The sequence below is a fragment of the Aquirufa sp. genome, from assembly GCF_044342065.1.
Lineage (GTDB): Bacteria > Bacteroidota > Bacteroidia > Cytophagales > Spirosomataceae > Aquirufa.
This window is the reverse complement of sequence record NZ_JBIIQN010000048.1, coordinates 1-11,728: the sequence shown is the minus strand read 5'-3', so window position 1 is coordinate 11,728 and position 11,728 is coordinate 1. Positions and strand designations below refer to the sequence as shown.

12 protein-coding genes are annotated in these 11,728 nt (G+C 36.4%); 6 read left to right on the top strand and 6 right to left on the bottom strand.

Translation table 11 applies throughout. The annotated features are described in order from the left end of the window. A partial coding sequence (locus ACIQZ2_RS11340; RefSeq protein WP_395768966.1) for a UvrD-helicase domain-containing protein occupies positions 1-757 on the bottom strand: 757 nt, incomplete at its 3' end. A gap of 112 nt (positions 758-869) precedes the next feature. On the opposite strand from ACIQZ2_RS11340, the gene ACIQZ2_RS11335 reads away from it, so the two are divergent. Genes ACIQZ2_RS11335 through ACIQZ2_RS11320 form a run of 4 tightly spaced genes read left to right on the top strand, consistent with a single transcriptional unit; the run spans position 870 to position 6,605 of the window. Next, complete coding sequence (locus ACIQZ2_RS11335) at positions 870-2,516, top strand: CTP synthase (protein ID WP_395768965.1); 1,647 nt, start codon at positions 870-872, stop codon at positions 2,514-2,516. Between the two features lie 14 nt (positions 2,517-2,530). Continuing rightward, positions 2,531-4,339, top strand: coding sequence for a membrane protein insertase YidC (gene yidC / locus ACIQZ2_RS11330; RefSeq protein ID WP_395768964.1), 1,809 nt, complete (start codon positions 2,531-2,533; stop codon positions 4,337-4,339). Beyond that, complete coding sequence (gene hemL / locus ACIQZ2_RS11325; protein ID WP_395768963.1) at positions 4,339-5,628, top strand: glutamate-1-semialdehyde 2,1-aminomutase; 1,290 nt, start codon at positions 4,339-4,341, stop codon at positions 5,626-5,628. Before yidC ends, hemL begins: the two co-directional genes overlap by 1 nt. Positions 5,629-5,630: 2 nt before the next feature. After that, entirely contained in the window at positions 5,631-6,605 is a 975-nt protein-coding gene (locus ACIQZ2_RS11320; protein ID WP_395768962.1) for a glycosyltransferase, read from the top strand. Here ACIQZ2_RS11320 and rfaD read toward each other — a convergent pair. Further along, complete coding sequence (gene rfaD / locus ACIQZ2_RS11315; RefSeq protein WP_395768961.1) at positions 6,583-7,548, bottom strand: ADP-glyceromanno-heptose 6-epimerase; 966 nt, start codon at positions 7,546-7,548, stop codon at positions 6,583-6,585. The two genes, ACIQZ2_RS11320 and rfaD, sit on opposite strands and share 23 nt — an antisense overlap. A gap of 117 nt (positions 7,549-7,665) precedes the next feature. On the opposite strand from rfaD, the gene ACIQZ2_RS11310 reads away from it, so the two are divergent. Together ACIQZ2_RS11310 and lpxB are read left to right on the top strand one after the other, a co-directional pair. Next, on the top strand, positions 7,666-8,085 hold the full coding sequence (locus ACIQZ2_RS11310; protein WP_395768960.1) for a 6-pyruvoyl trahydropterin synthase family protein: 420 nt from the start codon (positions 7,666-7,668) through the stop codon (positions 8,083-8,085). Between the two features lie 2 nt (positions 8,086-8,087). After that, on the top strand, positions 8,088-9,188 hold the full coding sequence (lpxB, locus tag ACIQZ2_RS11305; protein ID WP_395768959.1) for a lipid-A-disaccharide synthase: 1,101 nt from the start codon (positions 8,088-8,090) through the stop codon (positions 9,186-9,188). Here the strand turns inward: lpxB and ACIQZ2_RS11300 are convergent. From ACIQZ2_RS11300 to ACIQZ2_RS11285, 4 genes are all read right to left on the bottom strand, one after another. Then, complete coding sequence (locus tag ACIQZ2_RS11300; RefSeq protein WP_395768958.1) at positions 9,173-9,736, bottom strand: 1-acyl-sn-glycerol-3-phosphate acyltransferase; 564 nt, start codon at positions 9,734-9,736, stop codon at positions 9,173-9,175. The genes lpxB and ACIQZ2_RS11300 overlap by 16 nt on opposite strands. After that, complete coding sequence (locus ACIQZ2_RS11295) at positions 9,730-10,356, bottom strand: HAD family hydrolase (RefSeq protein WP_395768957.1); 627 nt, start codon at positions 10,354-10,356, stop codon at positions 9,730-9,732. Before ACIQZ2_RS11295 ends, ACIQZ2_RS11300 begins: the two co-directional genes overlap by 7 nt. Positions 10,357-10,359: 3 nt before the next feature. After that, complete coding sequence (locus tag ACIQZ2_RS11290) at positions 10,360-11,316, bottom strand: acetyl-CoA carboxylase carboxyltransferase subunit alpha (RefSeq protein WP_395768956.1); 957 nt, start codon at positions 11,314-11,316, stop codon at positions 10,360-10,362. A 33-nt stretch (positions 11,317-11,349) separates the two neighbouring features. Further along, positions 11,350-11,728: MBL fold metallo-hydrolase RNA specificity domain-containing protein (locus tag ACIQZ2_RS11285; RefSeq protein WP_395768955.1), on the bottom strand; the 379-nt coding region annotated here is incomplete at its 5' end.

Sequence of the window (11,728 nt, the reverse complement as noted above, 5' to 3'; positions counted from 1 at the left end):
CAAGTAGAAATTGCTCTGCCAACGAAATCAATGCCGCATTAACTTCATCTAACTTTTGTTTTATCTGTCTTTCAATTTGAAGGAAATCAGGAATTCGTAATTCATCCATATCCTTCTTAATTGCATAGTAATCTTCATTAAGACATATTTTTAAAAAATCATGAAGATTTTGACGTAGCATATTCCAACTCCTCCCTTCCCCCACTTCCGATTTAGCAAAATCAATAATCAGGCTACAAATCACAGGGTCACCATGCTGATTAACTTTATCTAATAATTGATCAAGCAATTGATCCATTAATTGATTCGAATCCAATAATACTTCAAATTGGCTAGGCAAATTTAGCTCCTCGATAAATGTGGAGCTTAATCTTTGGACAAAACTATCGATTGTCATAACCGAAAAGAGCCCATAATCTTGTAAAATTTGTTGTTGCGTTCTTTTGGCCCTGTAAATTAATTCTTCATCGGAAATCAAAATATTATCTTGTCTATAAGCATCTTGAATAATTTCGATAATGCGACGGACATCAACTTGTTTATCCGCTGGTAGTGTATTGACAAAAGAAATATGATTCAAAAAATCAATAATGCGAGAACGCATTTCTTCAGCAGCTTTGGTAGTAAACGTAACAGCAAGAATACGACGGAAATATCCACGATTCTCTACTTCGCGCAAGGCTAATTTAATGTACTCTATCGTCAGAGTAAAGGTTTTACCGGAACCAGCAGAAGCAGAAAAAAGTTGGAGCGACATAAATTATTTAAAAAACTATCTACAATGCAAGATAAAATAAAAATAGGATTAATTCGATGTGGTTATTATTCGTATCTTTGTTACCCGTAACCAATAAACACTATTTAAAAAAATGTCTGGCAAGGGGAACAATAAAAAAGCGAAGTACATTTTTGTTACGGGCGGAGTAACAAGTTCATTAGGGAAAGGCATCATTGCCTCTTCTTTAGCCAAGTTATTACAAGCAAGGGGGCTAACTTGCACGATTCAAAAATTTGACCCTTACATAAATATTGACCCAGGAACATTGAATCCCTATGAGCATGGTGAATGTTATGTAACAAACGATGGTGCAGAAACAGATTTAGATTTAGGCCACTATGAGCGCTTTTTGAATACCCCTACGAGTCAAGCAAATAATATAACAACTGGCCGTGTATATCATAACGTAATCACTAAAGAGCGTAAAGGAGATTACTTAGGTAAAACCGTTCAAGTTGTACCACATATTACAGACGAGATCAAGCGAAATATCTTAATACTAGGTGAAACGGGCAAATTTGATATTGTAATTACCGAAATTGGAGGTTGCGTAGGTGATATAGAATCATTGCCATTTATTGAAGCAGCCCGACAATTGAAGTGGGATTTAGGCGAGAAAAACACCTTATTTATCCATTTAACCCTTGTGCCTTATTTAGCATCAGCAGGAGAATTAAAGACGAAGCCTACCCAACACTCAGTTAAACAATTATCTGAGTCAGGAATTCAACCTGACATATTGGTTTGTCGTACTGAACATCCTCTCCCTCAAGAAATGAAGAGGAAGATTGGCTTGTTCTGTAACGTTTCCGAACAAGATGTTATTGAAGCCAGAGATGCTGAGACAATCTACGATGTCCCGATGTTGATGAAAGAAGAGAAATTGGATAGCCGTGTTTTGTATAAACTTGATATATACAATGATAAGGATTCCAACTTAAGCGCCTGGACAAACTTTTTGGATAAATTGAAAAATCCAAAATTTGAAATTTCCGTAGGACTCGTTGGTAAATATGTTGAATTAAAAGATTCCTACAAATCTATTGCGGAGGCATTCATTCATGCAGGTGTTGCCAATGAAATTAAAGTTAATGTAAAATGGATTTCATCTGAAACAGCTGAGGATAGCATCGAGGAATCATTAGCAGGTTTAGATGGCATATTAGTAGCCCCGGGTTTTGGAGAGCGAGGTATTCAAGGTAAAATAAATGCAGTACGATATGCCCGCGAAAACAATATTCCATTTTTAGGCATATGTTTAGGGATGCAATGTGCTGTCATTGAATTTGCTCGAAATGTGGTAGGCTTAATAGATGCACATTCATTCGAAATGAATCCAGAAACAACATATCCCGTTATTGATCTTATGCATTCTCAAAAAGATGTGTCAGAAAAAGGCGGCACCATGCGATTAGGTACTTATCCTTGTAAAATTGATAAAGGTACCACAGCATTCAAGATATATGGCAAAAGCTTAATTCAAGAGCGCCATAGACATCGTTATGAATTCAATAATGATTATTTAGACAAATTTCATCAAGCAGGCATGGTAACTTCTGGTATTAATCCGGATACTAATTTGGTAGAAATTGTTGAATTGCCTAATCACCCATTTTTTGTAGGAGTACAGTTTCATCCAGAATATAAGTCGACTGTAGAAGCTCCATCTCCTTTATTTGTACAATTTATTAAGGCGGCTTATCAACATGCTGTCCCATTTATAAAAAACTCAAAGTAGCATACTAATTAATTATGGATAAGAATTCAATATCAGGTATCGTACTCATTATGGCCATGTTACTTGGCTATCAATATTTTTTCGCTCCTCAGGAGCCTGTACAAGATAAAAAAGAAGTTGTCAATACTCTAGCTGTAAAAAAAGAGCCCAAAAAAGAAACCTTGGCTTCAGTAAGTAATGATACAGTCAAGCAAGTTAAGGAACAATTGTATACGCTAGAAAATGAAAACCTACGTGTCGTTGTCTCTAATATAGGAGCGAAATTAATTTCAGTTGAGCTTAAAAAATACAAAAGCTATAAAAATTATATCGCAGGAAAGAATACAGGAATAGTATTATTTGATTCCCAAAAAGATGTATTTGATATTGAGGTACCAACCAATAGTCAAAAACTAAGCTTAGGAAAATTAATCTATCAAGCTTCGCAGGTCAAAAACCAAATTACATTTACCACTACCCTTCCATCAGGTAAAAATGTAATTCAAACGTACTCCCTTCCAGAGACTGGCTATGAATTAGCCTATGGAATAGATGCCAAAGCCATAGCGCCTGAGCTAACAGGTAATGAATACTTCATTCATTGGAAAGAAAATGTCTCACAAACTGAAAAAGATGCTCAAGAAGAACGCAAAGCGACTATTAATTATTTACTAACAGAGGACGAAGAATTTGATTATTTAAGCGAAAATCCGAGTAGCGTAAGTAATGAAAACTTAAGTCAATCGATCCAATGGGTTTCATTTAAGAAAAAATATTTTCTTTCAGGTTTGGTTCCACAGGGTTCATTATTTACCAAAGCCAATTTAACTGCCACACCTAATGAGTTGGACACAATTGCCATAAAAACCTTAGATGCTCAACTTACTGCACCCATGGGCGATTTAAGTGCTGGTAAATCAAATTTTAAATTTTATTTTGGACCAAATGATTATTCAATCTTAAAAAACGTTGCACCGTCATTTAGCAAGAATGTTAAATTAAGCTACGATTTTCTATTACCCATCACAAAGTACATATTCGTACCCTTATTTGACTTCTTAGAAAGTATCATTTTCAATTATGGCTTACTAATCATTGTATTGGTTTTAATTATTAAAACGGCTTTGTTGCCATTAACCTATAAGTCTTATGTTTCTATGGCTAAAACGCGGATTTTGGCACCAGAAATTGCGGCAATCAAGGAAAAAATCGGAGATGATGCAGCACGAGTACAACAAGAAACCATGAAATTGTATGGGGAAGTAGGCGTCAATCCTTTAAGTGGCTGTATCCCCGTTCTAGCTACAATGCCCGTTTTAATGGCCGTTTTCATGTTGTTTCCTAATTTGATAAACCTTCGACAAGAATCATTTTTATGGGCTGAGGATTTATCTACTTTTGATTCAATTTTAAATTTACCTTTCAATATTCCATTCTATGGATCTCACATTAGTATGTTCTGTTTATTAATGACGGTATCCCAGTTGGCATATGGATATTATAATAATCAAATTACACCAGATCAGCCAGGCCAACCCATCAACATGAAAATGATGGCTTATATTACACCAGTGATATTCATGTTCGTTATGAACTCCTTCCCTGCTGGATTAAGTTTCTATTATTTTGTTTCAAACATCGTTACAATAGGCCAGCAATTAGCCATTAGAAAATTTGTTAATGAGGATAAGATTAGGGAATTGTTAGAAGCGAATCGCGCTAAAATCAAAGCAAGTGGTGGTGCTAAGAAATCACGTTTTTCAGAATATCTTCAGACGCAATTGAAAACGATGGAAGAGCAACAAAAAGTAGCAAGTGATAAGAAAAAAGGCAAAAAGAAATAATGCATTCATTAAGTTCAACTTATTTCGCAAAAGCGAAAACCTTAATTCCTGGTGGAGTTAATTCACCAGTAAGAGCCTTTAAATCTGTCGGAGGAAACCCGATATTCATCCAATCTGCGAAAGGAGCCTACTTAAATGATGTCGATGGTAATCAATACATTGACTTAATTGGTTCTTGGGGTCCTATGCTTTTTGGACAAGCCCATCCAGTAATTGAAAACGCTGTACGGGAAGCCCTATCAGATGGTTTTTCTTTTGGAGCACCTAGTCTCAAAGAAGTACTAATTGCCGAAAAGATTGTATCAATGGTTCCCTCCATTGAAAAAGTACGCTTAGTAAACTCGGGAACAGAGGCTACCATGGCAGCGATTCGATTGGCTCGCGCTTATACAAAAAGAGACAAAATAATCAAGTTTGAAGGTTGTTATCATGGACACGGTGATTCATTTTTAATTGCTGCTGGATCTGGCGTGGCTACATTGGGGACACCAGATAGTCCAGGCGTCACAGAATCGACAGCCAAAGACACCTTAACAGCAGTTTTTAATGATCTAGAATCATTACGCCATTTATTTGAAGCTAATAGAAATACGGTAGCGGCCGTTATTGTTGAACCCATTGTGGGCAATATGGGATTGGTTATCCCTGCAGCAGGTTACTTAGAAGGAATAAGGTCTTTATGTAATGATTATGGCGCTTTATTGATATTCGATGAGGTAATGACTGGATTCAGACAATCAGCAAGCGGATATCAAGGCATTTGTGGCATTAATCCAGACTTAACCACTTTGGGAAAAATTATCGGAGGTGGATTACCTGTCGGTGCCTATGGAGGTAGAGCTGAAATAATGGATATGATTGCTCCCTCAGGCCCTGTATATCAGGCAGGAACCTTGAGTGGAAACCCGCTAGCTACAACAGCCGGTTTAGCTATATTGAATTTAATTACCAATGATTTAGCAGTTTACGATCGATTAGAAGAGAAAGGCAAAATTATTGCTGACGGCATACGAAAACAAGTAAATCAACTAGGGAAAAACTATACTGTTAACCAGTTGGGGTCCATGATCACTTTATTCTTTACTGAAAGACCCGTGAATAATTTCAATGATGCCAAAACGTCAGATTTAAGTTTGTTTGCACAATATTTTCAAGGAATGCTTCGCAGAGGTGTTTATTTGCCACCTTCTCAGTTTGAATCTTGGTTTATTTCCGATGCAATCCAAGATGAAGAAATCAACCAAATTCTTTTGGCTAGTGAAGAAACCTTAACTGAAATGTTCTCGTAAGCATGTACTTCAGTGTCATCATACCCGTGTATAATCGTCCTCAAGAATTGGATGAATTAGTAGTATGCTTGACCAAACAAACATTTACGGATTTCGAAGTACTTGTTATTGAAGATGGCTCAACAATTAGTTCGGAAGAAATAGCCAATCAATTTAAAAATAGCGTCCCCATATCCTATTATGTCAAAGAAAATGGAGGACAAGGTTTCGCGAGAAATTATGCATTTCAAAGAGCTAAAGGGGAATTTTTTATTATTCTTGACTCAGATGCACTTATAGAACCAAACTATTTACAAGAAGTTTACGACGGAGTTACCAGTAATAAATTGGATTTATTTGGAGGTCCAGATAGAGATCATCCTAGTTTTTCAGCCATACAAAAAGCGATAAGCTTCGCTATGACAAGTCTGTTTACCACCGGTGGAATTCGAGGTAAAGAAAGTAATGTTGGAGGTCAATTTCATCCAAGGAGCTTTAACATGGGTATTTCTCGTAAAGTTTGGGAGGCTACCAAAGGATTTCTACTTACCCGAATGGGCGAAGATATCGAATTCAGTATTCGTTGTATTAAGCAAGGATTTAAGTCGGGCCTTTTACCCAAAGCCTTTATATATCATAAACGCAGAACGAGTTTCAAACAATTTTATAAACAAATTCATTTTTTTGGTCGAGCAAGAATAAACATCAGCCGGTTTTTTCCTGCCGAATTAAAATGGGTTCACTTCTTTCCTGCTTGTTACTTTATATATTTTTGGAATACGATGGTATTAAATATATTGATTCCGAGCATAGGAAACCTGTTGTTCATAGGTTTAATCCTCTACTGGTTAGCCATATTCCTAGACGCAATTAGGCAAACAAAAAGTCTAAAAGTAAGTCTTTTAGGTTTAATAGCGGCCAACATCCAACTGTTGGCCTATGGCCAAGGATTCATTGAAGAAGGAATCAAAAAACTTACCAATACTTCGCAGGAATAAGGTAGTTTTGTACATAATCCTTCACGCCATTTTCTAAGGTATAAAATTCATTTTCGTATCCAATTGAGCGTAATTTCTGCATATTCGCTTCCGTAAAATATTGATACTTATCGCGAATATCAACTGGCGTATCAACGTAGCTAATATCAACCGCTTTATTCATCGCATGGAAAGTTGATTTTCCTAAATCGTTGAATGAACGCGCAATCCCCGTACCCAAATTATATATTCCTGAATTCTTTCGATGTTCCATTAAGAATATACATACAGCAATCAAATCTTTAACATAAATAAAATCACGCATTTGCTCTCCGTCAGCATAATCTATTCGATGTGATTTAAACAAACGTAGACTACCTCGCTCATTTATTTGATTAAAAGCATGCCAAATTACGGAAGCCATACGACCTTTATGATATTCATTGGGACCGTAAACATTAAAAAATTTCAAACCAGCCCAGAAAAATGGTTTTGTAGGTTGTTGGAGCGCCCAAATATCAAAATCATTTTTAGAATCTCCGTAAGCATTCAACGGTTTTAATTGAGGTATTAAAGATTCATCATCATCATAACCCCGTTCACCCAAACCATAGGTGGCAGCAGACGAGGCATACACAAAAGGAATTTGATATGCGATGCATTTACTCCACAACATTTTGGAATAATCCAGATTCAATTCATCAAAAATAGCCTTATTAAATTCAGTGGTATCTGTACGCGCGCCAATATGAAAACAAAATTCAACTTCCTTAAAGTGTATATCAAGCCACTGAGCCAATTCGGTACGTTCAACACGTTCCTTAATCTGCTTGCCATCTAGGTTTTTGTTCTTCTCCTGAAAAGAAAAATCATCTACAGCAATGATGTAATTGAAATTTAATTCATTTAGCCGAGCGATCAGACAACTACCTATAAAACCGGCTGCACCAGTAACAATAATCATATTTAAGCTATTAAAGCAACAAATCTACACATATTCTGAATAGCTTTTGTACCTTTGTTCAATATTTGGATAGTCTGCTAATGTTTTCCCAGACATCCTTCACAAAAACTGAAAACAATGGTATACGTAATCCGAAAGGAACATTTTAATGCCGCTCACCGGCTCTTCAATCCAGCATGGTCCGAAGAAAAAAATCACGAAGTATTTGGCTTATGTGCCAACAATAATTGGCACGGCCATAATTTTGAGTTAATTGTTACCGTTAAGGGCCTCCCCGATCCAGATACAGGATTTGTTTTTGATTTAAAAACACTAGGTGATTTGATTAAACGCGAAATCATCGACAAAGTAGATCATAAAAATCTAAACCTTGATGTAGATTTTATGGAAGGGAAATTGGCAAGTTGTGAAGTATTAATCATGGAATTTTGGAAGATTTTGGCTCCACAAATCCAAAATTATTCCAAGACGGCTACCTTACACAAATTACACCTTATTGAAACCAACAAAAATTCCGTTGAATACTACGGAGAATAGGCATGAAATATTTTATTCTGGCAGGCGAAAAATCAGGTGATTTACATGGATCAAATTTAATCCATGAAATAAAAAAACTTGATTCAAATGCACAGATAAAAGCTTGGGGTGGAGATGGAATGAAAGCCGAGGGAGCTGAAATTATTATTCACCACAAAGAATTAGCCATTATGGGTTTATTGGGTGTTTTACAAAACATCAAGCGACTCAAAGGATTATTTACCAAGTTTGGAAGTGAAATAGACGAGTTCAAACCGGACACCATCATCTTTATTGATTATGGTGGCTTTAATTTAAAGGCCGCAAGAATTGCGAAACGTAAAGGATTCCATACGCAATTTTATATTGCCCCTAAAGTTTGGGCATGGAATAAAAGTAGAATAAGTGATATTCAAAAATGGGTAGATAAACTGTATGTCATATTTCCCTTTGAACAACAAATTTTCAGTGAAAAAGGAATAGACACGTATTATGTAGGAAATCCTTTACAAGATGCCGTGTCTAGCTTCCAAGCCACTGCAGACTTTCTCCAAAGAGAAAATATTACCCTGCCCTATGTCGCTTTATTAGCTGGCAGCAGAAAACAGGAAATAAAAAGTGCCTTGCCTGTGTTTGCCCAACTAGCAAAGGAAAATCCGCAAATCTCGTTTATCGTTGCGGGCATAAGAGAATGGCGCGAATTGTATGCCAACTACCCTATTCGTGTACTCTACAATCAAACATATGATGTATTAAGTCATGCACAAGCGGCCGTGGTTACCTCAGGAACAGCCACATTAGAAACAGCCTTATTCAAGGTACCACAAGTCGTTGTATATAAAACGGATTGGTTATTTTACTCGCTAGCAAAACTCTTAGTGAAAATAAAATTCATCTCCTTAGTCAACATCATATTAGACAAATTGGCTATACCTGAGTTAATTCAAGTACAATTTACAAGCCAACACATTCAATTACACCTACAGAATATTTTAGCTAAAGATGCTGAGGCTCGACTAGAGCAGCTAAATGATTATGAAAAGCTCTTACAAGTAATCGGGCCGTCAGGTGCTTCGCAAAAAACAGCTGAATTACTAGTAAATGCTGCTCAATCAGCCAAATAATTCTGTATCCACGATTTTTGAACACCTGGTATCGTAGCATAATATTTGGCGATCTCTTTCTTATCTACTTCAAAATCACCCGTTGGGTAAAAAGCATCCCGAATTTTAATCTCCTTATTAACATAATCAAAAGCAATCATGATAATTGGAACTTGAGCTTGAACCGCTATGTGATAAAAACCCGTCTTTAATTTGTCAACGTTCTTTCTTGTACCTTCAGGGGCTAAAACAGCGTGGAAGGTGTCTTTACTATTATAAATGTCAACAATTGAGCCTACTAGGTTAGTATTTTTAGAACGATCCACAGGATAACCACCTAGCCATGAAAAAATACCACCAAAAATCCCATCAAATAGTTCTTTTTTTCCCCAATATAAAATGGGTAATCGCAATAAAGAACGCGCGCCTAAACCTACAGGAAAATCCTTCCACGTTGCGTGAGGACAAACAATAACCACGGTCTTTTTTAAATCTCTAGGGATATTTCCTACAAGCTTCCAGCCTGCAGCGTTAAATAAGAAATCAAAAATTGGACTGGATACTAACATACGGATTGAATATGGTGTTGAATTTGTTGAATAGAGGTGACAGGATTAATTAAAATAGCATCCCAACCTATTTTTTTAGCTGCCTCAATATTATTTACATTATCGTCAAAAAAAACAACATGATGACCATGCAACTGATTTTCATCGATAACTTGTAAATAGATACGCGGATCTGGCTTCACAAATCCCATCTCATAGGAAAGATGAATTTGTTTAAATGAGTCAAAAAGCTCAAAATTAGGAAATGAAGAATCTAAAAATTCCTTTGAATGAATACGACTCGTGTTACTTAATAAATACGTTGGAAATTTTAACCCTAATTGCTTGATGTATTCGCAACTATCTTTAGAAAAGCGTAATAACAATGCATTAAAAGCTTGCTGAAACTGTTCACTCGTACACGTTAGGTTGAAGCGTTCCACAATAAAAGTTTCGAACTCCTTATCAGACTGCAAACCCGCTTCATATTTTACCCAGAGACCTTCTTCAAGCGTAACATGCTTAATTTCTTCAGCATTAAATTGATTTGAAAAGGAAGCAAAAGCTTCATAGGTCTTATCTAAATCAATTGGAAGTAAAACATTTCCTAAATCAAATACGAGCGCAATGGGCTTTTTCATGAACTATTCGACAACAACACCCATCTTACCAAATTTCTCGATACGAGCCATAATTCGTTCTTGCGCGTCCATTTTAGTTAATTTAGCTAATTCTTCTTTTATAACAGATTTTACTTTAGCGGCAGCTGCAATAGGATCTAAATGGGCGCCACCCAATGGTTCAGGAATAATTCCGTCGATAAGTCCATTTGATAACATATCCTCAGCTGTTAATTTCAAGGCTTCAGCAGCTTGTTCTTTATAATTCCAACTCCTCCACAAAATGGAAGAACAGGATTCAGGAGAAATAACAGAATACCAAGTATTCTCCATCATTAAAACCTTATCACCTACGGCAATACCTAGCGCACCACCAGAAGCACCTTCCCCGATAATGATACAAATTACAGGGACCTTAAGCATAAACATGTCGCGAATGTTTCGGGCAATTGCTTCACCTTGTCCTCTCTCTTCTGCTTCTAAACCTGGAAAAGCACCGGGCGTATCAATAAAACAAACAACAGGTTTATTAAATTTCTCTGCCATTTTCATCAAACGTAAGGCTTTACGATATCCTTCGGGATTGGGCATACCAAAATTCCGATACTGACGTTGTTTCGTATTTCGACCTTTTTGTTGGCCAATAAACATCACGGAAAAATCATCATCTATATTACCAAACCCTCCTACCATGGCTTTATCATCTGCAACCGAACGATCACCATGAATCTCAATAAACTCCGTACAGATACTTTCAATGTAATCAAATGTATATGGACGATCAGGATGACGAGACAATTGAACACGTTGCCAACGAGTCAAATTAGCGAATGTTTCCTTTTTCAATTCTAGTATTTTATCGGTTAGGGATGCAACAGCACCGGTAACGTCTACATTATTTTCTAAGGCCAATTTTCGCATTTCAATCAATTTATCCTCTAATTCTGCGATAGGCTTTTCAAATTCTAATAATGTTCTCATGCTGGATATAAATTACAAAGGCAAAATTAAAGATTAAAGTGTGAAAGTTTCAGACTTATCTGGTAAAATAACATTTGAAAAACCTAAACGTATAATTTCATCACGAAATTCCAACATACTTTCTTCTTCTCCATGGGAAAGGAAAACCGTTTTAAGTTTCTCTATCTTTTGATTTGAAACAAACTTTAAAAGACCAGTTTGATCGGCATGACCAGAAAAAACGTCAATTTTTCGAATTTGTGCATTCACTTTATATTCCCGGTCTTTGACTCTAATAAAATCGGCACCTTCTAATAATTGCCTACCTAAAGTCCCCTCAGCTGAATAACCAATCAAAAGAATTGTTGCATAACTGTTGGATATGTTGTCGGCAATGTGTTGCTCCACTCGACCGCCAGAAATCATGCCTGAT